Source organism: Castellaniella sp. (assembly GCF_049651205.1).
Classification (GTDB): Bacteria; Pseudomonadota; Gammaproteobacteria; order Burkholderiales; family Burkholderiaceae_B; genus Castellaniella.
Genome location: NZ_JBASBR010000011.1, coordinates 97,237 through 123,471, shown reverse-complemented (window position 1 = coordinate 123,471; position 26,235 = coordinate 97,237). Strand labels below are relative to the sequence as shown.

The following is a 26,235-nucleotide window of genomic DNA, read 5'->3' as shown; positions in this document are numbered from 1 at the left end:
AGCCGGTGCTTATTCTGCAGGTACCGTCATGAGCCCAGGGTATTATCCCGAGCCTTTTCTTCCCTGCCAAAAGTGCTTTACAACCCGAAGGCCTTCATCGCACACGCGGGATGGCTGGATCAGGGTTGCCCCCATTGTCCAAAATTCCCCACTGCTGCCTCCCGTAGGAGTCTGGGCCGTGTCTCAGTCCCAGTGTGGCTGGTCGTCCTCTCAAACCAGCTACAGATCGCGGCCTTGGTGAGCCTTTACCTCACCAACAAGCTAATCTGATATCGGCCGCTCCAATAGTGAGAGGTCTTGCGATCCCCCCCTTTCTCCCGTAGGACGTATGCGGTATTAGCTGACCTTTCGGCCAGTTATCCCCCGCTACTGGGCACGTTCCGATATATTACTCACCCGTTCGCCACTCGCCACCAAAGAGCAAGCTCTTCGTGCTGCCGTTCGACTTGCATGTGTAAAGCATCCCGCTAGCGTTCAATCTGAGCCAGGATCAAACTCTTCAGTTTAATTCCTGTAATCGTAGTTTCTTATCCCCGAAGGAATGGAGAAGCTACGCTCGCTATGCATCACTCAAAAGAAATGACAAAGCTTGGTTTTAACCTTACTTCTTCATTTCTATCTGTGCGAGCACTTGGTATAACATTTGTGCATTTCCGCGCAATGCATGATCCGTGAGAATCAACGCATCGCCGGGCTGTGCTGCCTGTTATCAAGCGCCCACACTTATCGGCTGTTTAGTTTTTAAAGAACAAATCTGCGTGAAGCAGAGAAACGAGATTATGAAGAAATTTTTTAATCTTGTCAAGCAGCTGGGGTGGGTGACTCAACCGGTTATTGACTTGCCACATCGTGGCAAAAACCGCTTGAACACTGCCTCGCAGCGCCTTGACAAGGAAATCTTCATCCCCTCGTCGAGCCCGAAATTAAAACACATCTAAGTGTTAATGTCAAGCCAGACTGCCACCGGCCGAAACCGGCGCCTCGCCCTTTTACCCCCGCACAACCATCGAGACCATTGCCTTCAAATGACTGCGCTTCGGCTTGCCAAACCCACTGGTTTTACCCTGTGTTGTCGGGGTTAACCCTGACTGCCCGGCGGCGAAGAGACCGAACTATAGCACGCTTTTTTTGTTGTGCGCAAACTGCGTACCGGAAGCAGTTAACATAGGCTGAGCGTTCTCTGGCCGGCCAGAATCAAGCCAGATACAAACTTTATAGAAATCAACGAGATACACACATCAAGATGAAAGGCATTATTTTGGCCGGTGGTACCGGCTCCCGACTGCACCCGATTACTCGCGGGGTTTCGAAGCAGCTTCTACCCATCTATGACAAACCCATGGTTTATTACCCGCTGTCGGTATTGATGCTGGCTGGCATCCGGGAGGTCTTGGTGATTTCCACACCAGAGGATCTCCCGGGATTTCGCCGTCTGCTGGGGGATGGGTCCAGATTCGGTATCTCGCTTCAGTACGCTATACAACCTGCGCCCGAAGGCCTCGCCCAGGCCTTTTTGATTGGTGCGGACTTCATTGGACAGGATTCTGTGTGCCTGATCTTGGGTGACAATATTTTTTATGGCTATGGTTTTAGCGAGATGTTGCATACAGCCGTACGCAGAAGCACTGGCGCCACCATCTTTGCTTACCGTGTAGCCAACCCTCAACGCTTTGGCGTGATTGAGTTTGACCAGACGGGACGAGCCATATCCATCGAAGAGAAGCCAGCCAATCCGAAATCTGCCTATGCAGTCACTGGCCTGTATTTCTACGACAACCAGGTGGTGGATATCGCACGTTCGGTTCGGCCATCCAAACGGGGCGAGCTGGAGATCACCGACATCAACCAGGCCTATCTACAGCAGGACACATTGAACGTCCAAACCCTTGGCCGCGGCTTTGCCTGGCTGGATACCGGCACACACGAAAGCCTGCTGGATGCCGGCACATATGTGCATACCATCGAACAGCGTCAGGGCCAAAAAGTTGCCTGCCTCGAAGAAATTGGTTTTAACAATGGCTGGCTGACACGATCCGAATTGCTGACGCAGGCGCAGGGCCTGGCCAAAACGGCCTACGGCCAGTATTTGCTGGCATTGGCCCAGGAGCACAGCGTATGAAGGTCATTGACACCTGCCTGCCGGGCGTGCGCATCATCGAACCGCAAGTACACGCCGACTCCCGCGGCTTGTTTGCGGAGTTATTTAGCGAACAGCGCTACCGGGACGAGGCCGGAATCGATCAGGCTTTTGTCCAGGACAACCTGTCACGTTCTCATCAAGGGGTTTTGAGAGGCATGCACTATCAAAGACAGCGCCCCCAGGGCAAGCTGGTTCAGGTGCTAGCCGGCAGCGTATTTGACGTCGCTGCCGATATCGATCCGGCCTCACCCACGTATGGACAAACCGTGGCGCTGGAGTTGTCTGGTGAAAATCACCGGCAATTATGGATCCCCCCAGGCTATGCGCACGGGTTTTGTGTCACCAGCGAAACCGCGCTATTGCACTATAAGTGCACCGATTATTACAGGCCACAGGACGAGGCCGGTGTTGCCTGGGATTGCCCTGTCTTGGCTATTGCATGGCCGATCAAGCAACCCGTGCTATCTGATAAAGACCAACAGCTAAAGCCGCTTTCCCCCTAAGATTTATTTACTTATCACTCGCAATCCCTGCCTGCACTGTCGCATCAGACGGATGGTGATACAGTTTTGCCAGATATTGAACATCTCCTAAAACCCTATAAACCTGCCAGAGACCATGCCCGCCAGCGAAGATATTCTGATCAACATCACACCCTTTGAAACCCGGGTTGCTGTTACTGTGCAGGGCGTGGTGCAAGAACTGCACATCGAACGCAGCATCCAGCGCGGTCACGTAGGCAATCTGTATCTGGGGCGCGTCGCCCGGGTGTTGCCAGGCATGCAAAGCGCCTTTGTGGATATCGGACAGGAACGGGCCGCCTTCATCCATGTGGCCGATTTGCGCCAAAATCGTCATGCCCGCAACAATAGCGACCACAGCCAGCAGACGCCGATAGAAAAACTGCTGTTTGAAGGCCAGTCTCTTTTGGTGCAGGTGATCAAGGACGCCATCGGCACCAAAGGTGCACGACTATCCACACACATCAGTATTGCCGGACGTATGTTGGTTTACCTGCCACACGAGCCTCATATCGGGATTTCCCAGCGTATCGATAACGAAACAGAACGTGATGCGCTACGCGAGCGAATCGTGGCACTCAAGCCCAAGGATGAACCTGGTGGGTTTATTGTCCGTACACAAGCAGAAGGCGCCAGCGACCAAGCGCTTGAGGCGGATATCCTGTATTTACGGACACTATGGAGCAACATCCAGGCCCGCATCGGGCAGGTGCCGGCGCCCTCTCCTGTGTACATCGAACTGACATTGGCTCAGCGGGTATTGCGTGATATGGCAACTCCAGATACAGGCGCCATCCTGGTGGATTCGCGTACTGTTACCCAAGAGTTGATCAGCTGGGCACAACATTACACGCCGTCCTTGGTGGATCGCATCGATCACTACAGTGGCAATCGCCCGCTGTTCGATACTGCCAATGTAGACGAAGAAATCGCCCGGGCACTGTCTAGGCGGGTTGATCTCAAATCAGGTGGCTATCTGATCATCGATCAAACCGAAGCCCTGACCACCGTGGACGTCAACACCGGTGGCTATGTTGGCGGCCGCAACTTTGATGACACGATCTTCAAGACCAATCTGGAAGCTGCCGTGGCCATCGCCCGACAGCTGCGGCTGCGCAATCTGGGCGGCATGGTGGTGTTGGACTTCATTGACATGGATGATGCGGGGCACCAAGCCTCTGTGCTGGCAGAACTGCACAAAGCGTTGGCACATGATCGCACCCGCGTGACAGTCAGCGGCTTCAGCCAGCTGGGCTTGGTTGAGATGACACGCAAACGCACCCGAGACTCACTGGCGCACCAGTTGTGCGAGCCCTGCCCCACCTGTCAGTCCAGGGGCTCGGTGCGTACACCCAGAACCCTATGCTACGAGATCCTGCGCGAGATCCTGCGCGAAGCCCGGCAGTTTGATCCAGCCGAGTTCCGGATCGTGGCCTCGCAAGCAGTGGTGGATTTGTTTCTGGAAGAGGAAAGCCAGCACCTGGCGATGCTGGGTGACTTCGTAGGCAAACCGATCTCTTTGGCGGTTGAGGCCGGCTACGGCCAGGAGCAGTACGATCTGGTGTTGTTATAGATAACGCAGCTTCTTTACTGCAACCCACTGGCCTCAGGCACGTGACAAGCTTGCCACTACCCCCTTGCCACCGAGGGGCCTGGATGCCTACTCACCGACATCCAGCTTGTTTTCCCAACTGCTGTCTGCATGACATAACTCGGGCTTCATCATCGCAGTCAACATCTGATGCACTCGATCCATCTCGCCGGCATAGTAGCTGTACGCCTTGACGTTGATCGTACGGTTATGCAGCAAGGTTAGGCTTAGCACCACACTGCGGTCCCAACCGGCATCAGGAGTGGGGCGATACACCACACGACCATACGCAGACTCCCGGGGCACCATCTCGAAGGTATAGGTATCTCCACACAGCTTTGCGTGACGAAACAAATTTTGCTGTACGCCGGCAAAATCGATGGGCAGGCGCCTGCGTTCGGTGAGCTGATAGGCGGGGGTCTCGAGCTGATTGATGGTGAGGCCTTGTGGCTGGCCGGCACAGGCGGACAGAACAGACAAGGATGCAAGGGCATACAGCGTTTTCATGGGAGACTCCATGGCAAAAATCGGGGTGAGGAGAACGGTCGGGCTAATCATAAATAAACGAGCAGACTCTTTATCTAACCACGTGTGATTGGCAAATGATATGCACTCTCAAGACGCCCGGCCCGGCACGGAAGCGCTGTGGTCTGATGCCGAAGTGCCTTGGTCTGACGCCGAGTCATCGATAAATTGCAGCTGATACAGGTTGGCGTACAGCCCACCTTGCGCCAGCAGATCGGCGTGGGTGCCCTCTTCCGCTATCTGCCCTTGATCCATGACGATGATGCGATCGGCCTTTTGCACAGTACTTAAGCGGTGCGCAATGACCAGCGTTGTGCGCCCCGCCATCAAGCGTTCCAGAGAAGCTTGCACCTGCCGCTCGGACTCATTATCCAAAGCTGAGGTCGCTTCGTCGAGGATCAGAATCGGTGCATCCTTTATGAGCGCCCGGGCAATGGCCAGGCGCTGGCGTTGGCCACCGGACATTGCGCTGGCATTGGAGCCCACCTGTGTGTGGATGCCCTCTGGCAGACTGTCGACAAACTCGAGCAAACTGGCGGCTTCCAGTGCATCACGGATCCGTGATTCTGGTACATCGGCCTGGGAACCATAAGCGACGTTGTCGGCAATGCTGCCTTCAAACATCACGACGTCCTGGCTGACCAATGACAACTGCGACCTGAGTGCCCGTAAGTGAAACTCATGGATATCAATACCATCGATAAGCACCTGGCCGTCGGTGGGCTCGATAAAGCGGGGCAACATATTGACCAATGTGGTCTTGCCGCTGCCCGACCGGCCAACCAACGCAATGGTCTGGCCGGCGGGGACCGAGAGGACAATGTTGTCGAGCGTATTGCGCGACGCATCGGCAAAGCGGTGACTTACCCCGCAAAACTGAACCTGCCCAGACAGCCGCCCGGCGATGTCCCGGGTGCCCGTGTCCTGCTCGGCGGGCTCTTGGATCAGGGAAAAAACACTTTCGGCTGAAATCAGCATGCGCTGGGCTGCACCAGCAATGTTGGTGAGGCGTTTGAGAGGATCAAAAATCTGCCCAAGTGCTGCCATGAAAGCGGCAAAACTTCCTACGGTGAGCCCCTGATGATTGGCCTGATACAGGGCAACCGCCACCACAATCGCCACAGACAGGGCAACAAAAAATTGTGAGATCGGCGACATGGCGGAATCCGCACTGGCTGCCCGCATCGCAAACCGGCGCAAACGAGCATTAATATAGGCAAAGCGATCACGCTCGCGCGCATAGCCGTCAAACAGTTTGATGACGCGCTGCCCTGCAATACCTTCGGACACCACGCGGGTGAGCTCGGCGTTCATGTTGATAGTATCGCGGTTGATACGGCGCAAGCGCTTCACAAAATACCGACCAGTCAGCACCGACAGGGGCAACATCACCAGCACAATCAGGGTCAGTTGCCAGGACATGTACAGCAGCACAGCCAGCAGGGCCACAACCGTGAGGGACTCGCGCACAATGACACGGATCACCTCTGTGGACAGACCCGCCACATTGCCTGCATCGATGGTGAACCGATTAAGCAGGCGCCCACGATCACGGGCTCGGAAGGTTTCATCCGACATGGCCATCAGGCGTTCAAACATCTCTGAACGCAAGCCCAGTAACAGGTTATTGGCCACCCAGGACATCAAATAAGTGCCGCCAAACGTCGTGATGCCGCGTAGCAGCATGAGGCCCACAACGGCCAATGGGATCGACCAAATATATGATGGGCGGGCGCCCGTAAAGCCTTCATCCAGCAGCGGTTTCATGATGACAGCCAGCAGCGGTTGAGTGGCAGAGGCAACACTGAGCAACAGCAGTGCCAGCAGGGCTACCTTCCAGTCTTTTCCCAAGCGCAGATAGATCTGCCGCCACATCTCGAGGCGCACCGGCTGGCTGTCAGCCATATTAGATTCAGGTTTCAAGCCTCACACTCTCTTATATACTGTCGTGAATCACGCATTTTAGCCCGTGGCCAGGCCTAGGCCGCTACGGGCCGCCGGAGTTTCTGCGTTGCCACCCACTGCCAGACCCACCTTATATGTCCGCCTACCCAATTGGGTGGGTGATGTCTGCATGAGCCTGCCCAGCATCGAGCTGCTGTTGCACACCGGGCTTCCTGTTGTGGTGTGCGCACGCCCATGGGCCCAGGATCTTCTGGCAGCCTATCCATTGGCCGGGTTCGTCCCTATGACTTCTTCCTGGCGCACCAACCGCGCGGCTGTCCGCCAGCACCTCAAGCAATCCCGGCAACCAGCCCCCCGAGGCCTGCTATTGCCCGATTCACTTTCCAGCGCCCTGTCCTTCCGGTTCGCAGGAATCCCCTGCGCCGGATATCGGGACGATGGCCGCAGCTTGATTTTGCGTTGGCCTTGCCGCAAGCCAGACGCCAGTTTGCATGCCGTGCAATCGTGGCACCATCTCACCCGGTACGCACTTAAGCACTGGCAATTGCCAGTTGCCCACGCCGAACCAGCCCCGGAGCTTAACTGGCGGCCCACCGCCCTGCATGAACAGCAGGCAGCAAACATCATGGCTGAGGCAGGGCTGGCTTCTGGTCGCTTTGTCCTGATCGCACCCACGGCCACAGGCCTGCACAAGGGACGCATCAAGGCCTGGACCGGGTTCGACAGCCTCAGCCAGTCCTTGCAGGCGCGCGGCTTTACCGTGGTGATGGCCCCCCCTGCTGGCGAGCAGGTCGCAGCACAAGCTGCCGCACCCAGCGTTCAATTGCTGCCCGCCATGGGTCTGGGCACCTTTGCCGTCCTTACTCACGCCGCCGGGCTGGTTGTATGCAACGACTCTGGCGTCTCTCATCTAGCTGCTGCCGCACGCGCACGCCAGATCACCTTGTTTGGAGTCACCGACCCCTTACGCACAGGCCCCTGGTCCAACCAGGCCACCCGTCTGGGCAAGCTGGATCATTGGCCCAGCGCTCCCGACGTCCTGAACACTGCCTTGACCATGATGGAGAATGTATCCAGCGCATGAATGTGTCCGAATTCCTGGCCAATCTGGTAATCCCCCTCAATCTCTCGATCACCCTGCTGCTGCTTGCCGTGATTCTGTTGATCGTCCGCTGGCGCAAGACCGCTGCCATCCTGACGATCGCAGCACTGGCGTGGGTAGTGTTCTGGTCGCTGCCCACCACATCCTTGTGGGCGGGCGGCTTGCTTGAGCAGCGATACCCCTACCGTGCGGCAGCAACGATGCCCACGGCGCAGGCCATTGTGGTGCTTGGAGGCAACACGGCCAACGGACGCAGCAACTGGTTTGAACCCCTGGATCCTGCTTCAACAGTGCTACGAACCGATACCGCCGCCAAGCTGTACGCAGCCAAGCGTGCGCCATTAGTAGTGGTCTCGGGTGCCGCACTGGATGGCGGCGTCAGTGAAGCACGCATGATGGCAGCGGCGTTGGAGCACCAGGGGGTGCCAGCCTCGGCAATTCTTGAAGAAAGTCAGAGCCTGACAACGCATCAAAATGCGGCGTATACAGCAAAATTATTGCGCCAACATGACATCACAGCCTTTTTGCTGGTGACATCCGCGCTGCACATGCCACGCGCCATGGCCAGCTTTCAAAAGCAGGGCTTAAACCCTGTCGCAGCCCCCTCGCCACCACAAATCGTCGTACCTGATCAGCCGGATTTTTCATTCTGGCTGCCCGACCTACGCGCGCTGAACGCCAGCCGATCGATCGTGAAAGAGTATCTGGGGCTGCTGGTGTACTGGCTGAGAGGCTGGGTTTAGCCGCTTAAGCGGCTTTTTTTTCCGCCAGGACGACGGAATAAACAGCTTGATATTGGCGCGCGACTTCAGGCCATGCATGGCGCGCAAGCACCGCCCGCATGCCTTCTTGCAGATGCTGTCTCAAAGGAGCGTCCGTGCGAATCCGCACAATCGCCTGGGCCAGCTCATCAGCACGCTCGGGATGGCTTAGCACCAGCGCCTCGTCACCAGCCTGTACATACTGCGCAAAACCGCACCACGGGGCCGGACTGAGAATCACTGGCAAACCAAACGACATCGCCTCCAAAGGCGCCATCCCGAAGCTGTCATTAAGCGTGGGGTGTACGTAGATGTCGGCCGCCTGATAGTACGGTGCCACCTGCGCGGTCTCTGCCACCAGATGAACCCGCTGACGGACTGCGTGCGGCGCCTGGCCCACGCAGGTGCGGGCAGCCGCATTAGCCCCCACCACCAGTACATGCACATCCTCAGGCAACTGACCAAGGGCCTGCAGTACCGTTGGCAACCCCTTACGCATAGGGTTGCGGGCCACCAGCAGGCATAGCGTCAGGTGTGAATCCAACCCGAGGGACTCACGGGCACGAACACGCGCCTCTGCCGCACCGGCGGGCGCCACCGATACGCCTGGCGGAACCACCGGTAACGGACATGCAAACGGCCCGTATGCCTGATCGAGCTGATAAGCGATCAACTGGGAAACAGCCACCACTCGATGACCGGGGCGCGCAGCCATCCGGCGCCGCTCGAGATCAAGATATGTTTGCACCCGAAGGCTGGGATAGGACAGACAGCGCTTGAGCCGGGCCATGGGTTGAACACGCCACCGATAGCGCACCGGCGTGACGTGCACGACCTCAACATCCCCGCACCAGCCATTGCAGTGTGAATGAACGATATCAAAACCCGCCTGCGTTGCCCGCGCAGCCCGGCGGGCAAACAGCCAAGCTCGTACCCAGCCTGGCCAGCGAGTACTGACGCGAATGGCACGATAGGGCAATCGTAGGTCGCAGGCCGGATCGTACTCGCGAGCAAATACTGTGATCTGGTGACCCGCGGCAGACAACTCGCGCATCAGGGCCACCCCATAGGCTTCAGCTCCACCGAAACGATTGCCAAAACGATCCACCACAAAGGCGATCGACAAAGGCTGGCTATCCGGTGCGGGCGATGGAACCGGGGAACCATTGGGCACTATCACGTCAGCCTCTGTTCTTGACGGATACGCTTGCGATCTTCAAGGGGTGTGAGGCATTTCTGCAGGAAGCGAACCAGCAGGGTTGAGCGCATCACAGCCACCCGGGGCAAGGCAAAGGGGTCATCGGAGCGGCGCACCAGCCCACCGGCGGTGGTGGTGGCAGTTTCGTAGCCGGCATTACGTACACAGGCAGCCAGCTCGGGCGTGAACTTGCCATAGGGATAACAAAACGCCTTGACCGGCGCGCCTGTGATTTGCTCCAGTGCCTCGCGTGAATCGCGGATTTCGTTAAGTGCCAATTCTGGCGACAAACCTGGCAAAACCGGATGATTGAGGGTATGAGACCCCACCTCGTGGCCTGCGGCAAACCACTCTCTGAGCCCCTGCACATCCATGAGCGCAGCAGCGGGTACCCCTTCGGCACGATCCCAGGTATTGGTCTTGCCCAACATACGCACCACAAAATAATTGGTGGCATGAAAGCCGCAGTCTTCGAGGACAGGCAAGGCGTGCTCCAGGACATTTTGATAGCCATCATCAAAGGTCAGGCCAAATACCTTGCCTGTTTTCTTACCTTGCAGATAAGGCATCAATTGCGCCATCGACAAACCACGATACCCCAGGCGGCGCAACCAGACCATTTGCCGCCGGAAGTCGCGCGGGTGCACCGTCAGCCCCCGGTAAGGAGTGCCTTTGGGATTGGGCTCGCCAATCTGGTGATACATCAGGATGGGAATCATGCGCGAATTATAAGAATAAGGGGTTGTCACAATAACCGGCCACCAGGCACAAACAGATCAGGATGGCGACTGGCGGCCCAGCCAAAACAGTTTGACATAACGATAGAAACTGCCGGTTGCCGCCATTCCGGCCAGCACAAGCCCGCGCCAGCCATCGAGAAACCCGCGCCGAAAAAAATAATGGCGAAGGAATGTCCAGAACGCATGCCCAAAGGGGCCCAACAGCGTGGTGCGCCGCCCCTTGTGGTACGCCTGCAGCGCGGCCTCGGTGGAGTACCGATTGATCTTGTCGATGAATATTTCCAGGCTGGCATAGGGATCATGCAAAAAGTGCCCAGGCAGTGTGGCGGTTTGCCCAACAACCTGCACGCTTTCATGCACGGCCGCATCTGTAAAACGGCCAGCTTCGCGTCGAAACAGACGCAGCACATAATCTGGCCACCAGCCGCTATGCCAGATGGGTTTGCCGCAAAATTTTGACAGGCGTGCCATCTGGTAAGCATCTGCCTGAGGTGCCTGAATGGCCGCACGAACCGCGGCAGCCAGCTCAGGGCTCAGCTGTTCATCCGCATCAATGGATAACACCCAATCACCGGTTGCCAAGGCAAGTGCCCTATTCTTTTGCGGACCAAATCCGGGCCAATCAGGGCTGCTGTGCACAAGCGCCCCCAGGCGGCGTGCAATGTCACACGTGTTATCCGTGCTGCCAGAATCCAGCACGATGATTTCATCGGCAAAGCTGACCGACTCCAGACACGACGCGATCCGGGCCGCCTCGTTTTTTGTGATGACAATGACAGAGAGGCTCATGAGCGGCATCTTGAATGGCAAGTTGGCATAAGCGCTTAGTCTTTGTAGTGCTGGCTTTTTTTCCAGCGCTTCCAGGCGTTGAAGGGAGGCGCCAGTACCGGGCTGCCGGCCACCTGCACCCGGCGTCCCAGAGACGCGCCTGTCGTATCACGAACCGCAAAACGGAAAATCGACGCGGGATCCATCCCTGGCCGGTTGCGACCAAAGGCGCGCGTGGTGTACAGATACTTGAACCCCAGCTCTTGTGCAATCCTGACGTAATCGGGGTCGAAGTAGCCTTGAGGCCAGCACAAGTGATCAGACACAGAACCCAGACGCTGCACCAGTGTCTGCCTGGATTGTGACAGTTCTTCGTGCATATGGGCGTTTTTATCGACCGCCTGTTTATCCCATCGCGTATGGGTATGGGTATGGGTATGAAATTCCATCACCCCCTGCTCAATCAGCGTACCGATTTCAGACCAGCGCAACATCACCTCGTCTGCGGCACCGTGCGCAATGCGTCGTTCACACTCGTGGTGATCGGGGGTTTCGGGCAATGAGGCACCGTCAGACAGACACGGGCGCTGTGGCCCGTCTCCAATCCAGCCTGTGACGATAAACACAGTGGCCCGCATCCCGTAGCGCCGAAGCAGCGGTGCTGCATAAACCCAATTATCCAGGTAACCATCATCAAACGTCAGCAACACCGCCTTGGAAGGCGCTTGGCCATGGTTTAGAAAATGGGTGAATTCTGTCGTGCTGAGCGTGTGGTAACCCTGCCGCGATAACCAACGCAACTGATCTTCAAAGTGCTCTGGTGTAGTGGTGATCATACCGCCCCCCGGGTGGACATGGTGATACATGAGCACGGGCACAATCTGACGCGTCATGATGCATTGATCTCCTGTAGCCAGCGCTGATAGCACTGCTCGGTGCGTTGGCCCAGGGCAGCGCGCGTAAAACGGCCGTCACCGAGACAGAATTTGCGTCCGGCTTCGCCCATCTGCCGGCGCAGGGCCGGATCGAGAATCAGGCGCTCAATCGCGGTACTCAAGGCTGGGATATCAAAAACGGGTACCAAAAGGCCTGTTTCGCCCTCGCGCATCATCTCAGGTACGCCCCCCACCCGGGTACCTACCACCGGTAAACCTGCTGCCCCCGCTTCAATAAAAACAGCCCCAGCCGCTTCGATATGGGTAGCCAGTGCAAAGATATCAAAATCTGGCAAGAGAGCCGGCACATCCATACGGGCCCCCAGCAGATGTACCTTATCCGCTACACCTGCAGCCTGGGCCTGTGAGGCCAACTTTGTGCGAGCGGCCTCGCCGCCGCCCACCACGACAAAGTGCAATTGTGCATAGCGTTGTAACAAAGGGGCCATGGCCGCCAGCAGCTGTTCATGACCTTTTTCCGCACGCAGGACACCCACGCTACCAACAATCAGCGCCTGACCATCCAGGCCGAGTTCAGTACGCAAGACGGGCTGGGGCATGGGATCCGGAAAATCCACAGCAGGCGGCACCACGGCCACGTGTTCGGGCTTGACGCCTCTTTGTATGAGATGCTGACGAACGAACTCGCTAGGTGTAATTACCCGCTTGGGGACGCGGGTGTAAGCCAACAGCGACCCCACAGGCTTGGCCAGATGACGTGTGCGTACCACAAGCGGCACGCCCGCCAGCCGGCCGGCTGCCCCCACCAGCAACGTCTCACGACGGCTATGGGTGTTGAGCACATCAAACCGCCCTGCCTTGAGAAAACGCACCAAGCGGGGCAAACCTTTGAGATGGTTCCAGGGCCCATCCATGGCCAGGGTTTCAACTGCAAAACCGGCTTCACGCAGCTGGGTAGTCAAGCGGGCGTGAGGCTGGCAAATCGCCTGCACATGATGGCCCCGCGCGCGTAATGCGAGCATCAGCCGGTAAATATAACGCTCCTGGCCCCCAAAACCGGTAGCCGCCTCGGCATGGACAATGCGCAGCGGCCTCATCGCTGCGCGCACCACAGCATCAACCTAGCCACCAGAGACATCCACCCTGAAAAGGCAGCAGGCAACATCTTCATCCGTAATTTACCTCGACGTTGTCATAGGAAAGCCACTGTCGGGCACTTGTCAGCAAAGCATCGTCCATGCGGACGCGCCAGGTATCGCCCAGGCGCAGCAGGCAGGAGAAAGCCGGGTCTTGCAGACGCAACTCGACGGGCACGCCTGCTTCCGCAGACCGCCAGGGCTCGAGCAATTGCTGCAGGCTTGCCGGATCAACCTTGGCCGGCACCACCAGCCGTAAGCTGCGGGCACGGGTTTCACGGATGCGCTGCAGATCGTAAAGGTCATCGGCAGAAACCCGCAAGCCACCGGAGTATTCGTCGTGGCTGACGCGGCCCTGGATAACCAGCGGCCGATCTTCTTTGAGGCTGTTGCGATATTGCTCGAACAACTCGTTGAAAATGGCGATCTCGACCTGTGCGCTACCGTCATCCAGCAAGGCATAAAGCATTTTCCCACGACGCGTCATGCGGGGACGCACGGCGGCAAGCACGCCTGCCAGCCACTGCTGGCCGCGCGCAGGCGCCAGACGCGCCAGCGGCGTAGGGGCCACTCGACGGATCTCATCGCGCCACGCCTCAAAGAGATGGCCACTAAAATAAAAGCCCAGCGCTGATTTCTCTTCTGTGAGCCGGGTCTGCAGATCCCAGGGCGTTACCCGGGCCAACTCACCCGCCACCAGTTGGTCGGATTCGTCGGCAAACAAGGAGGCCTGATTGGCATTGCGCTCGGCCTGCTCTGCAGCATCGATTGCACTACCCAACGTTTCCAGCAAGGCGGCACGGTTTTCTTCGAGAGTATCGAAGGCGCCGGCACGGATCAGCGCTTCGATGGTACGCCGGTTGACGGCATGGCGATCCACCCGCGCACAGAAATCAAACAGGCTGGCAAATGGGCCATCGGCCTGGCGTGCCGCCAGGATGGCTTCGACAGCCGATTGCCCGGTGCCTTTGACCCCGCCCAGACCATAGCGGATGGTGCGCGGCGGTTGACCCTGTGCGGTGTACGCATCGGCCACCGGGGCAAACCGAAACCCTGAGGCATTGACGTCGGGTGGCAACACTGCAACGCCGTTATCCAGGGCATCCCGCCAAAAGATCTGCACCTTGTCGGTGTCATCCATGTCCGACAGCATGGTGGCCGCGAGAAATTCGGCGGGATGATAGCGCTTGAGCCAGGCAGTCTGGTAGGAGATCAGGGCATAGGCTGCAGAGTGACTTTTATTGAAACCATAGCCGGCAAACTTCTCCATCAGATCGAACAAGTGCGCCGCAAGATCGGCGTCATAGCCTTTCTTGACCGCGCCCTCCTGGAAGATTGCGCGGTGCTTGGCCATCTCCTCGGCCTTTTTCTTGCCCATGGCCCGGCGCAGCAGATCGGCGCCGCCCAGCGAGTATCCGCCGATGATCTGGGAGATCAGCATCACCTGCTCTTGATACACAATCACACCATAGGTGCTTTTCAGGACGGGTTCGAGGTCGGGGTGGAAATAATCGACTTCTGCACGGCCATGCTTACGATTGACAAAATCCACCACCATGCCGGATTCGAGTGGACCTGGCCGAAACAAAGCCAGCAAGGCGATGACGTCTTCGAAGGTGTTGGGCTGCATGCTTTTCAGCAGCTCTTTCATCCCTCGCGACTCAAGCTGAAACACAGCCGTTGTGTTGGCGGACGACAGCAAGGCGTAGGTTTCCGCATCATCCAGCGGCAGATCCATGATGTCAAAATCATGCATCTGCGGATTGAATTCGCGCACATAGCGCACCGCCCAATCCAGAATCGTCAGGTTACGCAAGCCCAGGAAGTCGAATTTCACCAGGCCGACGTCTTCGACATCACCTTTGTCGTACTGCGAGACAACGCTTGTTTCACTGCCAGGCTGACAATACAGGGGGGTGTAATCCGTTAGTTTGCCCCTGGCGATGATCACGCCACCCGCGTGCATGCCGATATTTCGGGTCAATCCCTCAAGCGGCCGAGCCAGATCAATCAGCGCCCGGATTTCTTCATCAGAATCGTAACGTTCTTTAAATGCCGGCTCGTTTTCCAGCGTGCGCTCCAGCGACCAGGGGTCTGCCGGATTGAACGGAATCATTTTGGAGAGGTTGTCGCACACGCTGTAGGGCATCTCGAGCACACGCCCGACATCTCGCACCACGGCTTTGGCCCCCAATGTACCAAAAGTGGCGATCTGGCTGACCGCATCACGGCCATACTTCTCTTTGACGTACTCGATTACCCGCTCGCGGTTGTCCTGGCAGAAATCGACGTCAAAGTCGGGCATGGACACGCGCTCCGGATTGAGAAAGCGCTCGAACAGCAAGTCGTATCGCAGCGGATCCAGATCCGTGATCCCGAGGCTGTAGGCCACCAAAGAGCCGGCCCCCGATCCACGGCCTGGGCCCACAGGCACTCCATGGTGTTTGCCCCAGTTGATGAAGTCCTGAACGATCAAAAAATAACCTGGGAATCCCATACCAACGATGGTCTGGCACTCGCGATCCAGCCGCTCTTGATAGACAGGCATCTGGTGCGTGCGTTCTTGCTCGTCTGGATATAACTGGCGCATCCGGCGCTGCAACCCATCATTGGCCAGCTGCACCAGGTAATCATCCAGCGTGACGCCATCAGGCGTGGGAAACAGGGGCAGCTCAGGGTGACCCAAAGTAAGCGTGAGGTTACAACGACGGGCAATCTGCACCGTGTTGGCCAACGCAGATGGAACATCCGCAAAGCGCCGCGCCATTTCGGCAGAATCCGGCATGTATTGTTCGGCGGTAAACCGCCGGGGGCGTCGCGAGTTGCCCAGCAGCTCGCCTTCAGCAATGCAGACACGGGCCTCATGGGCCCGGAAATCAGACGGCGCAATGAACTGAATAGGATGCGTGGCTACTACCGGCACGTCTGTTTCGGAGGCCAGTTGCAGCGCTGCCTGCACGTAAGCCTCATCACCCTCAAAACCGGCTCGTTGCAGCTCGATGAAATAACTGCCAGGGAAATCCGCAACCCACTGCCGGGCCAGACGACGGGCTTCATCGGCCCGCCCTGCCTCAAGCGCATGCCCGATGTCTCCGGCCCGACCACCCGACAAAGCAATCAGGCCCGCACGGCCAGACAGCCACTCACGGCTGATCTCGGCCCGCCCGCGCTGGCTGTTTTCTGTCCAGGCACGGCTGAGTAGACCGCATAAATCCAGGTAGGCCGCATGACTGGTTGCCAGCAGGACAAGCCGAAACGGCTTGTCGGGATCGTCGGGGTTGCCAAGCCAGACATCGGCCCCGGCAATAGGCTTGATCCCCGCCTTGCGTGCGGCCTTATAAAACTTGATCCAGCCAAACAGATTGCATAAGTCGGTGAGAGCCAGAGCCGGCTGCCCAAACGACTTGGCTGTTTTTACCAGATCGGGGATACGCGCAATACCGTCCACCACCGAGAATTCTGAGTGGCTGCGCAAGTGTACAAAAGAGGGAGAAGCAGAAGACATTGTCATGCGAGGATTGTACTGAAGGCGGGACGCCAGAGGCGCCTAGCGCGGCATGGCTTGCCAGGCCTTCTGCAAACGTTTGACGGATACCGGAAACGGCGTGCGCAGCGCCTGTGCAAACAAGGCCACCCGCAATTCCTCGAGTTGCCAGCGAAACACATCCAGATACGCATCTGGCGCCCCCTTGAGCGCAGCCCGCGCACGTTGCCAGGGCACCATCAGCGTTGAGAACTCGGCCATCAGCTTGGCATCCCTGGCGGGGTCTTCACGCAGTTTGTCGATCCGCACCTGCGCCGCCTTGAGATAGCGCGGAAAATGTTTTAACTGCTCTGCAGGCGTATCTTGAATAAATCGCGGGCCCACCAGTGCAAGCAGCTGCTGGCGGATATCTTGCTGTGCCTCGGGCCACGGCTTGGCTTGAGGCAGTTTTTTCAGCAATTGCGCCCGCTCCTGCAAGATCAGCAAAGTCAGCCGGGCAAGCTCCTGAGCCAACAGTGTCAGCCTGGCCCGCGCATCCTGGCAACGCTGATCGAACGCATCGCTGTTTTCCGGCCAGGGCTCGCCCAAGCACGACTGGCCGATGGCGGCATCAATCAGTTGGTCGCGCAATTCTTGCTGGCTACCCAAATCCATGTACAACATAGCCATACGGGTGAGATCCGGCAGATTTTTTTCCAGGTAACGGACTTGTTCACGCAACGCCAGCCGAAACAAGCGGCGAAGCCCGGCGGCATGCACACGGCGGGCCTGCTGCGGATCATCGAACACATCCAGGTCACACGACTCCCCACGATCACGCAAGGCCGGATATCCGATCAGAGACTGCCCGCCACGACGAATTTCAAGCAGCTCTGGCAAGGGGCCAAACGTCCATGCGGTCAGGCCCTCATGCTCAAGCACCTGCGCTGCATCCCGGTCCCGTGCTGCCAATTGTTGAAATGAGGCCTGGGCCTCGCGACCGTGCTCGGCGCGCAACTGATCCAGGCTGCGACCACCAGACAACATGCGGCCATGCTCATCCACCACCTTGAAATTCATGAACAGATGCGCCGGCAAGGTTTCCAGCTTGAAATCCGTCGCTGACACCCGTACCTGCTGTTGCTCCCAAATATCCTGAATCAGGGCTTCAGTCAGACTCATGCCAGGGTCTGCGGCACGCTCGAACCAGCGCTCGTGGAATCCTGCCGCGTAATCCGGCAAAGGCACGCACCGCCGGCGCAACTTTTGCGGCAAGGATTTAAGTAACAGATGCACCTTGTCCTTCAGCATCCCCGGCACCAGCCACTCGCACCGGCCGGCATCCAGCTGATTGAGGGCAAACAAGGGTACGGTCAGCGTCATCCCATCGCGCGGAGACCCTGGTTCAAAATGATAATCAACCGCCAGGTCGGTGCCTGCCCACGACAGACGTCGGGGAAACACTTCGGTTGTCACCCCCGAAGCATCATGCTGCATCAGATCATCACGACTCAGCTTCAGGCGTTCGGCCTGCTCGCGCCCAAGTGCCCCCACCCAGGCCTCAAGAGAGGCTGTCTGGCAAATTTCCAGCGGAATCTGCTGATCGTAAAAGGCATAGATCAATGCATCATCGACCAGGATGTCAGGCCGCCGGCTCTGATGTTCGAGGCGCTCGATGGAGGCGATCAGCCGGCGATTATGCGCAATAAATGCAAGCTTGCTATCAATATCGCCCGGTACGAGCGCATCCCGAATAAAGATTTCGCGTGCAGCCTTGGGATCAATGCGCCCAAAATGCACCCGCCTCCCGGTATACACCGGCAGGCCGTACACAGTGCCACGCTCGTTGGCGACCACCTGCCCGGCTTTTTTCTCCCACCGGGGATCAGACCAGGCCTTTTTCAACAAATGGACGCCTGCTTTCTCGACCCAGACAGGATCGATCTGTGCCACGCAGCGTGCATACAAACGCGTGGTTTCCACCAGTTCGGCGGCCAGCACCCAGCGGCCTGCCTTTTTTTGCAGCGCCGAGCCAGGGTGAATGGCAAACCGGATGTCTCGCGCCCCCTGATAGAGGTTGGCATCATCGGACTTCATACCGATATTGCCCAGCAACCCCGCCAACAAGGCCAGATGTATCTGCTCCCGGGTGGCTGGTGTCTGGTTCAGGCGCCAGCCTTGCTCTCGTGCCAGCGTCAGCAGCTGAACATGTGTGTCGTGCCACTCGCGCATGCGCACTGGTGACAAAAATTTTGCACGCAATTGCTCGACCAACTTGCGCTGAGAGGCCTTGTGCGCCACCTGATCCCGGTACCACTCCCATAGTTTCAGCCAGGCCAAAAACTCTGACTGCTTGTCCCGAAAAAGCGCGTGCGCCTGATCCGCCGCATCGCGCGCCTGCATGGGCCGATCGCGCGGATCCTGAATCGACAGCGCCGAGGCGATGACGAGGATTTCGGTCAGGCATTGTTGCTCGTGGGCGGCAAAGATCATCCGCGCAACACGCGGATCAACAGGCAGCTTGGCCAGGGATTTGCCCACTGCGCTGAGATGGTTCTGCTCATCCAGCGCACCGAGTTCCTGCAGCAGTTGATAGCCATCGGCAATCGCCCTGCCCGTGGGCGGCTCAACAAACGGAAACGCTTCGACATCATCCAACCGCAACGCTTTCATACGCAAAATAACGGCAGCCAGAGACGAACGCAGGATTTCCGGATCGGTAAACGGCGGACGCTGCGTGAAATCTTCTTCGGCATACAGACGGACGCACACCCCCGGACCCAGCCGGCCGCAGCGGCCTGCGCGCTGGTTGGCCGATGCCTGGCTGATGGGTTCTATCCGCAGCTGCTCGACCTTGCTGCGCCAGGAATATCGCTTGATCCGGGCCAGGCCGCTATCCACGACATAGCGGATTCCGGGCACTGTGAGAGAGGTTTCCGCCACGTTGGTGGCCAGCACCACCCGCCTGAGATTGCTACGCGGGTGAAAGATCTGCTCTTGCTCTGCCCGCGACAATCGCGCATACAGCGGCAGCACCAATACGCCTGCCGGATGCTGCTTGCGCAAGGCCTCGGCACATTCCCGAATTTCGCGTTCTCCAGGTAAAAAAACCAGCACATCCCCTGCACCATGACGCGCACACTCGGCCACACCATCGACCACGGCGTCTACCAGATCCCGTTCTTCGTCAGCACGGCCGATCTCTGACGCCGGCTGCTCTGCCCGCACCGGCCGGTAACGCAACTCAACCGGAAACAGACGACCGGACACCTGAATCACCGGGGCTGGCTTATCGCCCTGCCCGAAATGCTGCGCAAAGCGCTGCGCATCGATGGTGGCTGAAGTGATGATCAGTTTCAGATCATCGCGTCGAGCCAGCAGGCGCTTGAGAAAACCCAACAGAAAATCGATATTGAGGCTGCGCTCATGGGCCTCGTCGATAATGATCGTATCGTAGCGACGCAGCCATGGATCACGCTGCGTCTCTGCCAGCAAGATGCCGTCCGTCATCAGCTTGATGGCCGTCCCTTGGCTGGTACGCTCGCCAAAGCGGATCTGATAGCCAACCCAATCGCCCAACTCGGTGTGCAGCTCTTGCGCCACCCGTTGTGCCACAGAAGTAGCCGCAAGCCGGCGAGGTTGCGTATGGCCGATCATGCCCTGGCGGCCGCGGCCGAGCTCCAGGCATATTTTGGGCAACTGCGTGGTCTTGCCAGACCCCGTTTCACCACAGATCACAACCACCTGATTATCCGTGATCGCCCGAGCGATCTCCCGACGGCACGCACTGACAGGGAGGTCTTCCGGGTACTGAATCAGCGGCAAGGGCCGATCGCCAGCCCCGGCACCGGGGGGCGACGCCTGCGGGCGTCGCTTGCGCGGGCGCCGGGTGGCTGGGGCTTGTTGCAGCGTTGGATGACGTGGCGGAGGTGTCTGGTCTGGCAAAAGTTTGGTTTCCACAGAAAAGCTGCCCTTGAGGCGTGGCCGGGTGCCAGCAACGGGCCCATCCGGCTTAGGCTTAAAGCCCCACTCAGAGACCTTCCATGCCCTTAAGGGTAATCCGTCATTATAATTTCGAGGTCTCCCTCTTGCGATCCCACCCCAACTTGCCATGAGCTCAGCCGAAATCGACACCTATTCCGCACAGGATGCCCCTGAATTCGCAGCCGCGCAGTTTGTCCGCTGGTTTCGCGAGGTGGCACCCTACGTGCACGACTTCAGAGGCAAAACATTTGTGGTGGCCTTTGGCGGGGAACTCATCGAGGACGAAGGTCTTGAGTCTCTCGTCGCTGATCTGTCCCTGTTATCGGCGCTGGGTGTCAAGCTGGTGCTGGTGCACGGCTCGCGCCCGCAGGTCAATGAGCAACTGAGGCTAAAAGGCTACACCACCCAATTTGGGCGGGGCACCGAGCCCACCAGCCCCGAAGCACTCGAGTGCGCCAAAGAAGCCGCTGGTGAAATCCGCCTGGACATCGAAGCGGCCTTCAGCCAGGGCCTTCCCAACACGCCCATGTCCCATGCAAAGATTCGCGTGATTTCCGGCAACTTCGTCACGGCACGGCCCGTTGGCGTCATCAACGGCATTGATTACCGCCGCGCAGGCACAGTCCGCAAGCTGGATATCGATGCCATGCACAATATCATCAGCCAGGGCGCCATTGTTTTGCTGTCACCCCTGGGTTTTTCTCCCACGGGCGAAGCCTTCAACCTGGCAATGGAAGACCTTGCCACCAATGCTGCTGTGGCACTGCGGGCTGAGAAACTGATTTTTCTGACGCAAAACCGCACCGTTACCGAAACCGACGGTTCTGTGGATACGGAGCTGGCCCGCAAAGACGCAGACGAGCTCCTGGCCCAGGGCGTACTCGATGAAGACACCAGCGCGTTTTTGGGCCACGCCTCACTGGCAGTCAAGCGCGGCGTGGCACGTGCACACCTGGTGCCCTACACGCTGGACGGCAGCATCCTGCTCGAGATCTTTACCCACGACGGCGTAGGCACCATGGTGGTCGAAGACACGCTCGAAGACCTTCGCCCCGCAGTCGCCGATGACGTCGGGGCCATTGTGCAGCTGATTGAACCCCTTGAATCCGACGGCACGTTGGTGCCCCGTGGCCGTGCCGTGATAGAACGGGACGTCGAGAAATTCACGGTGCTGGAGCACGACGGCGTGATCTACGGCTGTGTCTCGGTGATTCCATACCTGTCTGACGGCATGGCTGAAATGGCCTGCCTGATTGTCCATCCCGAGTGGCAAGGCGCAGGTGATGGCGAAAAGCTTCTGCGCCACGCCGAAGCTACAGCCCGCGCCCACGGGGCTCGGCGCCTGTTTGTACTGACCACCCGTACATCCCACTGGTTTCTGAAACGCGGCTTCGTGCAAGGCGGGGTATCCGACCTGCCCCACGAAAAGCGCGCGCACTACAACCACTCTCGCAACAGCCTGGTATTTATCAAGCGGTTATAGGCCTGACAGTACATGAAAATCCTCGTCACCGGAGGCGCCGGCTTTATTGGCTCGGCGCTGGTTCGCCATTTGATCCAGTCTACCGGGCACTCCGTCGTCAATGTCGACAAGCTGACGTATGCCGGCAACCTCACCTCTCTGGATTCGGTCAGCGCCAGCCCGCGATACGTGTTTGAACACCAGGACATTTGCAACGCAGCCGCACTGGAGCGCATCTTTGCGCAGCACCAGCCCCAAGCGGTCATGCACCTGGCTGCCGAAACCCACGTCGACCGATCAATTGATGGCCCGGCTGCTTTTGTGCACACCAATCTGGTTGGCACCTATACCCTGCTGGAAACCGCACGCCAATACTGGGCCCGCCTGTCCAAAGAAGATCAATCCGGCTTTCGGTTCCACCATATTTCAACCGACGAAGTCTATGGCGATCTTGCCAATACCGAGGATCTGTTTACAGAGCGTACCCCCTACGCCCCCAGTTCGCCGTATTCTGCCAGCAAGGCAGGCGCCGATCACCTGGTACGCGCCTGGCACCGCACCTACGGCCTGCCTGTCCTGATCACCAACTGCTCCAACAACTACGGGCCTTATCACTTTCCCGAAAAACTCATCCCGCTGATTATTCTTGGCGCACTGGCCGGCAAGCCCTTGCCGGTGTACGGCCAAGGCGAACAGATTCGCGACTGGCTGTATGTAGAAGACCATGCCAGAGCACTTCAGCGCGTGATTGAAGCCGGCACACCCGGAGAAACCTACAACATTGGCGGCCACAACGAACAACGCAATATCGACGTGGTGCACGCCATCTGTGACTTGCTCGAGGCACTCGCGCCAAAGCACCCAGCCGGGGTTACCCGCTATGCAGATTTGATTACACACGTCACCGACCGCCCAGGCCATGATCTGCGCTACGCGATCGATGCATCCAAGATCCAGACGCAACTGGGCTGGGCCCCCCGGGAGACATTCTCCAGTGGCCTGCGTAAAACCGTGCAATGGTATCTGTCCAATCCGCAATGGCTGGACAGCCTTCAGGACGCCCGCAGCCAAGGCCAGCGCCTGGGCCTTAGCGGCATCGGGCAGTGATCAAGCCGGACGACACAATGCGCGTACCCGTCATTCTTGTCACCGGTGCAGACGGCCAATTGGGCAGATCGCTGCAAGCACTGGCCAAACAACAGCCCTTAGCCGCCCATTATGTCTTTGCCACCCGTCAGCACATGGATCTGGGCAATGAAGCATCCATCGTACGTTTTCTGGATCAGCATCCGGCAGATTGCCTGATCAACGCCGCCGCATACACCGCTGTGGATCAGGCGGCCAGCCACCCCGAGCAGGCCACGGCCATCAATGCACAAGGCCCGCAGTGGCTGGCACAACAATGTGCTGCCCGTCACACCCGGCTGCTGCACGTGTCTACCGACTACGTCTTTGACGGCCAACTGTACCGCCCATACCAGGAAACCGACACGCCGGCGCCGTTAAATACCTACGGGCGCAGCAAATGGGAAGGTGAACAGGCCGTGATGGCTGCTGACAGCCGCGCCATCGTGGTACGTACCAGCTGGGTATTCAGTGCCTGGGGCGCCAACTTTGTGCGGACCATGCTCAACCTTGCCAGCCGCCAAACCTCTTTGCGAGTGGTCGACGACCAGATCGGCAACCCGACGTGGGCCGGGCACCTGGCCCAGGCTTTGCATCGCCTGGCGCTGCACGTCATAACCTCTGACGAAGCGACTCAGGCTTCCACACACCGGACATCCACGCCGACAAGTACCGCACCGATAACAGATGGTGTGGATGCGTTCAACAGAATCTATCATTTTTGCGGAACACCGACGGTCAGCTGGAAGGGTTTCGCAGAAGAGATTTTCCGTCAGGCACAGGCAAGCAAAATGCTTGCAGGCATACCCACCGTGCAGCCGGTCAGTGCAAGCCAATGGCCCTCTCCCGAGCCCCGCCCCGCCAACAGCCGGCTGGATTGCTCGCGCATTGAAGCCTTGCTGGGCCCTGTCGAAAGAGATTGGCGCCTGGGCCTGGCGCAGGTACTGCAAACCCTGCACACCAAACCGGGCACAAATTAGGCCGCTACAATGGTGGCCTGTTGAAGCCGCAGGAGCGCAAAACATGGCCCGCATGATCCATTGCCACAAACTAAACCGCGAGGCAGCAGGCCTTGATTACCCACCTTATCCAGGAGAGCTTGGGGCCAGGATCTGGCGCGAGATTTCGCGGGACGCATGGGCCAAATGGCTGGATATCCAGACCCGGCTGGTAAACGAAAACCACTTAAGCCTGGCAGAACCTGAGGCCCGGAAATTTTTAGCCGAGCGCATGAAAGCTTTTTTGTTTGACGACCAGGACGTCGAGGCACAAGGCTATACGCCCCCCGCCCCCTGATTACCAAACAAACACAACACACAGCCTGCCCGACACAGGAAAACAGGCTGTACCAGCCGAGTCAGGATCGTCTGCTCAAGCTGTCAGCCGCGGGGCTCTGGGGGTTCGCCGCGCGCCATGCGCTCGGTGTTGTTAACACCCAGATGGCGAACATCATCCCCACGCACCATGTAAATCACCCGCTCGGCCATATTCTTGGCGTGGTCGCCGATACGCTCTAGCGCACGGGCAATGAAGATGAGATCTATCGAACGCGAAATGGTGCGCGGATCTTCGATCATGTAGGTAATGATGTGGCGCAGCGACGCTTTCCATTCTTTGTCGACGTCCTTGTCGTTGCGCACGACCTGCGCAGCCGCCACGGGATCCTCGCGGGCAAAAGCATCCAGCGCGGCACGGATCATGCTGGCCACGCCATCGGCCATGTGACGCAGCTCTACCACGGGTTCGTAGGACGAATCCGACTCATGCAAGCGGCGTGCCACTTTAGCGATTTTTTCTGCTTCGTCGCCGCAGCGTTCCATGTCGGTCAGCATTTTGGAGATTGACAGCAACAACCGCAAATCAACTGCAGTCGGCTGATTACGGGCAATCAACTGGCTGATGCGCTCGTCGATATCGACCTCAAACTGATTGACCTGACGCTCGTGTTCGCGGACGCGGTCGACCAATTGCAGTTGCCCCTCGGACAGGGCATGAATGCCGTCGAGCACCATGGACTCGACCAGCCCCCCCATCTGCAGAAACATGGATCGTGTGGTTTCGAGTTCGCCGTGAAATTGTTTATTGGTATGTTCCAGCATCGGAAGCCTCTGACTGCTTGTGACACACTAGAGTGCAAGGAGGGCAAGCGTACCATCACGCTTGCCACTTGAAAAGAAACCCAGCATAGCAGGCAAACATGACAACCACATGACCGCCTGAGGTATGTTGAGTTTAGCTTTCCTGGAGCTCGAGCAGGGACACGCCATCCTGCCCTGCCACCAATGCCAGATGTGCCCCGGAAATTGCAAACAAACCGCAGCAGACCACCCCTGGAATATTGTTCAGCATGGCTTCGAATTCGGCAGGGTCGTCATACTGCAAACCGCTGACATCCAGAATCTGATTGCCATTATCGGTGGTAAACCCAGCCCGCAACACTGGCTGGCCTCCCAGTTGTCGAACCTCGCGGGCAACGGCCTCACGCGCCAACGGGATGACCTCTATGGGTAATGCAAACCTGCCCAGCTGCTGCACCAGCTTGCTCTCATCAACAATGCAGACAAAGCGGTCGGCCACCGACGCCACGATTTTTTCGCGGGTCAGTGCCCCCCCCCCGCCCTTGATCATATTGAGCTGGTGATCAAGTTCATCCGCCCCATCGACATACAAGGTGAGCGAGGAGACCTCATTGAGATCAAGCACCTGGATACCCGCTGCCTGAAGGCGCTGGGTACTGCGCTCTGAACTGGACACTGCGGCGCGAAACGCCTCGCGATGGGCTGCCAGCAGATCAATGAAACGGTCAACGGTAGAACCGGTGCCCACCCCTAGAATGCTTTCTGGCTGCAATTGAGGCAGCACAATATCCAGGGCCGCCTGGGCTGCCTGTTGCTTGAGTTCGTCCTGAGTGCGCATAC

Annotated in this window: 21 protein-coding genes and 1 rRNA gene; 10 read left to right on the top strand and 12 right to left on the bottom strand. The window is 58.2% G+C overall.

From position 1 onward, the window contains the following. Positions 1-506, bottom strand: a 16S ribosomal RNA gene (locus WA928_RS07280); the annotation flags it as partial. A gap of 165 nt (positions 507-671) precedes the next feature. Here WA928_RS07280 and WA928_RS07275 point away from each other — a divergent pair. From WA928_RS07275 to rng, 4 genes are all read left to right on the top strand, one after another. Beyond that, complete coding sequence (locus WA928_RS07275) at positions 672-938, top strand: hypothetical protein (protein ID WP_424301557.1); 267 nt, start codon at positions 672-674, stop codon at positions 936-938. Positions 939-1,243: 305 nt separating this feature from the next. Beyond that, positions 1,244-2,119 carry a glucose-1-phosphate thymidylyltransferase RfbA gene (rfbA, locus tag WA928_RS07270; protein WP_424301554.1) on the top strand — a complete coding sequence of 292 codons (876 nt, stop codon included), beginning with the start codon at positions 1,244-1,246 and terminating at the stop codon, positions 2,117-2,119. After that, positions 2,116-2,643 (top strand): dTDP-4-dehydrorhamnose 3,5-epimerase, encoded by a 528-nt coding sequence (gene rfbC, locus WA928_RS07265; RefSeq protein ID WP_424301551.1) that lies wholly within the window; start codon positions 2,116-2,118, stop codon positions 2,641-2,643. Before rfbA ends, rfbC begins: the two co-directional genes overlap by 4 nt. Positions 2,644-2,758: 115 nt before the next feature. Next, entirely contained in the window at positions 2,759-4,234 is a 1,476-nt protein-coding gene (gene rng / locus WA928_RS07260) for a ribonuclease G (protein WP_424301548.1), read from the top strand. A gap of 87 nt (positions 4,235-4,321) precedes the next feature. Here rng and WA928_RS07255 read toward each other — a convergent pair whose 3' ends face one another. Both WA928_RS07255 and msbA read right to left on the bottom strand, forming a co-directional pair. Beyond that, the gene (locus WA928_RS07255; protein ID WP_424301545.1) at positions 4,322-4,759 is read right to left on the bottom strand and encodes a hypothetical protein; all 438 of its coding nucleotides are present in this window, start codon (positions 4,757-4,759) and stop codon (positions 4,322-4,324) included. 108 nt (positions 4,760-4,867) lie between these two features. Further along, positions 4,868-6,682 (bottom strand): lipid A export permease/ATP-binding protein MsbA, encoded by a 1,815-nt coding sequence (msbA, locus tag WA928_RS07250; RefSeq protein WP_424301542.1) that lies wholly within the window; start codon positions 6,680-6,682, stop codon positions 4,868-4,870. Positions 6,683-6,851: 169 nt separating this feature from the next. On the opposite strand from msbA, the gene WA928_RS07245 reads away from it, so the two are divergent. After that, positions 6,852-7,766, top strand: coding sequence for a glycosyltransferase family 9 protein (locus tag WA928_RS07245; protein WP_424301539.1), 915 nt, complete (start codon positions 6,852-6,854; stop codon positions 7,764-7,766). After that, the gene (locus WA928_RS07240) at positions 7,763-8,527 is read left to right on the top strand and encodes a YdcF family protein (protein WP_424301536.1); all 765 of its coding nucleotides are present in this window, start codon (positions 7,763-7,765) and stop codon (positions 8,525-8,527) included. Before WA928_RS07245 ends, WA928_RS07240 begins: the two co-directional genes overlap by 4 nt. Positions 8,528-8,531: 4 nt before the next feature. On the opposite strand, the gene WA928_RS07235 is transcribed toward WA928_RS07240, so the two are convergent. The 7 genes from WA928_RS07235 to hrpA all read right to left on the bottom strand — a co-directional run bounded on the left by WA928_RS07235 (position 8,532) and on the right by hrpA (position 20,655). Continuing rightward, the gene (locus WA928_RS07235; protein ID WP_424301533.1) at positions 8,532-9,671 is read right to left on the bottom strand and encodes a glycosyltransferase family 4 protein; all 1,140 of its coding nucleotides are present in this window, start codon (positions 9,669-9,671) and stop codon (positions 8,532-8,534) included. Positions 9,672-9,721: 50 nt separating this feature from the next. Beyond that, positions 9,722-10,462, bottom strand: a complete 741-nt coding sequence (locus WA928_RS07230; protein ID WP_424301531.1) for a polysaccharide deacetylase family protein — start codon at positions 10,460-10,462, stop codon at positions 9,722-9,724. A 57-nt stretch (positions 10,463-10,519) separates the two neighbouring features. Then, positions 10,520-11,272, bottom strand: coding sequence for a glycosyltransferase family 2 protein (locus WA928_RS07225; RefSeq protein ID WP_424301528.1), 753 nt, complete (start codon positions 11,270-11,272; stop codon positions 10,520-10,522). A gap of 35 nt (positions 11,273-11,307) precedes the next feature. Next, positions 11,308-12,144, bottom strand: a complete 837-nt coding sequence (locus WA928_RS07220) for a polysaccharide deacetylase family protein (protein ID WP_424301525.1) — start codon at positions 12,142-12,144, stop codon at positions 11,308-11,310. Continuing rightward, complete coding sequence (locus WA928_RS07215; protein ID WP_424301522.1) at positions 12,141-13,244, bottom strand: glycosyltransferase family 4 protein; 1,104 nt, start codon at positions 13,242-13,244, stop codon at positions 12,141-12,143. The genes WA928_RS07220 and WA928_RS07215 overlap by 4 nt, the downstream gene beginning before the upstream one ends. 70 nt (positions 13,245-13,314) lie before the next feature. Beyond that, the gene (gene dnaE, locus WA928_RS07210) at positions 13,315-16,794 is read right to left on the bottom strand and encodes a DNA polymerase III subunit alpha (protein ID WP_424301519.1); all 3,480 of its coding nucleotides are present in this window, start codon (positions 16,792-16,794) and stop codon (positions 13,315-13,317) included. Between the two features lie 36 nt (positions 16,795-16,830). Then, positions 16,831-20,655 carry an ATP-dependent RNA helicase HrpA gene (gene hrpA / locus WA928_RS07205; RefSeq protein ID WP_424301566.1) on the bottom strand — a complete coding sequence of 1,275 codons (3,825 nt, stop codon included), beginning with the start codon at positions 20,653-20,655 and terminating at the stop codon, positions 16,831-16,833. A gap of 202 nt (positions 20,656-20,857) precedes the next feature. Between hrpA and argA the strand changes: the two genes are divergently transcribed. From argA to WA928_RS07185, 4 genes are read left to right on the top strand one after another with little or no spacing between them, the layout of a single operon-like run. Then, complete coding sequence (argA, locus tag WA928_RS07200) at positions 20,858-22,213, top strand: amino-acid N-acetyltransferase (RefSeq protein WP_424301516.1); 1,356 nt, start codon at positions 20,858-20,860, stop codon at positions 22,211-22,213. Between the two features lie 12 nt (positions 22,214-22,225). Further along, positions 22,226-23,299 carry a dTDP-glucose 4,6-dehydratase gene (rfbB, locus tag WA928_RS07195; RefSeq protein ID WP_424301513.1) on the top strand — a complete coding sequence of 358 codons (1,074 nt, stop codon included), beginning with the start codon at positions 22,226-22,228 and terminating at the stop codon, positions 23,297-23,299. A gap of 17 nt (positions 23,300-23,316) precedes the next feature. Continuing rightward, a complete protein-coding gene (rfbD, locus tag WA928_RS07190) occupies positions 23,317-24,297 on the top strand; it encodes a dTDP-4-dehydrorhamnose reductase (RefSeq protein WP_424301510.1) in 981 nt (326 codons plus the stop codon). A 43-nt stretch (positions 24,298-24,340) separates the two neighbouring features. Beyond that, a complete protein-coding gene (locus tag WA928_RS07185; protein ID WP_417251545.1) occupies positions 24,341-24,613 on the top strand; it encodes an oxidative damage protection protein in 273 nt (90 codons plus the stop codon). Positions 24,614-24,696: 83 nt separating this feature from the next. Here the strand turns inward: WA928_RS07185 and phoU are convergent, their stop codons facing one another. Next, positions 24,697-25,416 (bottom strand): phosphate signaling complex protein PhoU, encoded by a 720-nt coding sequence (gene phoU / locus WA928_RS07180; RefSeq protein WP_424301506.1) that lies wholly within the window; start codon positions 25,414-25,416, stop codon positions 24,697-24,699. A 133-nt stretch (positions 25,417-25,549) separates the two neighbouring features. Further along, a complete protein-coding gene (gene rpiA / locus WA928_RS07175) occupies positions 25,550-26,233 on the bottom strand; it encodes a ribose-5-phosphate isomerase RpiA (RefSeq protein ID WP_424301503.1) in 684 nt (227 codons plus the stop codon). Positions 26,234-26,235: the final 2 nt, after the last annotated feature.

What these genes read in the sequence shown, in the direction of transcription:
- rfbA (WP_424301554.1), top strand. Translation starts at nt 1,244, where the DNA reads ATGAAAGGCATTATTTTGGCCGGTGGTACCGGCTCCCGACTGCACCCG.
- rfbC (WP_424301551.1), top strand. Translation starts at nt 2,116, where the DNA reads ATGAAGGTCATTGACACCTGCCTGCCGGGCGTGCGCATCATCGAACCG.
- rng (WP_424301548.1), top strand. Translation starts at nt 2,759, where the DNA reads ATGCCCGCCAGCGAAGATATTCTGATCAACATCACACCCTTTGAAACC.
- WA928_RS07255 (WP_424301545.1), bottom strand. Translation starts at nt 4,759, where the DNA reads ATGAAAACGCTGTATGCCCTTGCATCCTTGTCTGTTCTGTCCGCCTGT.
- msbA (WP_424301542.1), bottom strand. Translation starts at nt 6,682, where the DNA reads ATGGCTGACAGCCAGCCGGTGCGCCTCGAGATGTGGCGGCAGATCTAT.
- WA928_RS07245 (WP_424301539.1), top strand. Translation starts at nt 6,852, where the DNA reads ATGAGCCTGCCCAGCATCGAGCTGCTGTTGCACACCGGGCTTCCTGTT.
- WA928_RS07240 (WP_424301536.1), top strand. Translation starts at nt 7,763, where the DNA reads ATGAATGTGTCCGAATTCCTGGCCAATCTGGTAATCCCCCTCAATCTC.
- WA928_RS07230 (WP_424301531.1), bottom strand. Translation starts at nt 10,462, where the DNA reads ATGATTCCCATCCTGATGTATCACCAGATTGGCGAGCCCAATCCCAAA.
- WA928_RS07225 (WP_424301528.1), bottom strand. Translation starts at nt 11,272, where the DNA reads ATGAGCCTCTCTGTCATTGTCATCACAAAAAACGAGGCGGCCCGGATC.
- WA928_RS07220 (WP_424301525.1), bottom strand. Translation starts at nt 12,144, where the DNA reads ATGACGCGTCAGATTGTGCCCGTGCTCATGTATCACCATGTCCACCCG.
- WA928_RS07215 (WP_424301522.1), bottom strand. Translation starts at nt 13,244, where the DNA reads ATGAGGCCGCTGCGCATTGTCCATGCCGAGGCGGCTACCGGTTTTGGG.
- dnaE (WP_424301519.1), bottom strand. Translation starts at nt 16,794, where the DNA reads ATGACAATGTCTTCTGCTTCTCCCTCTTTTGTACACTTGCGCAGCCAC.
- argA (WP_424301516.1), top strand. Translation starts at nt 20,858, where the DNA reads ATGAGCTCAGCCGAAATCGACACCTATTCCGCACAGGATGCCCCTGAA.
- rfbB (WP_424301513.1), top strand. Translation starts at nt 22,226, where the DNA reads ATGAAAATCCTCGTCACCGGAGGCGCCGGCTTTATTGGCTCGGCGCTG.
- rfbD (WP_424301510.1), top strand. Translation starts at nt 23,317, where the DNA reads ATGCGCGTACCCGTCATTCTTGTCACCGGTGCAGACGGCCAATTGGGC.
- WA928_RS07185 (WP_417251545.1), top strand. Translation starts at nt 24,341, where the DNA reads ATGGCCCGCATGATCCATTGCCACAAACTAAACCGCGAGGCAGCAGGC.
- phoU (WP_424301506.1), bottom strand. Translation starts at nt 25,416, where the DNA reads ATGCTGGAACATACCAATAAACAATTTCACGGCGAACTCGAAACCACA.
- rpiA (WP_424301503.1), bottom strand. Translation starts at nt 26,233, where the DNA reads ATGCGCACTCAGGACGAACTCAAGCAACAGGCAGCCCAGGCGGCCCTG.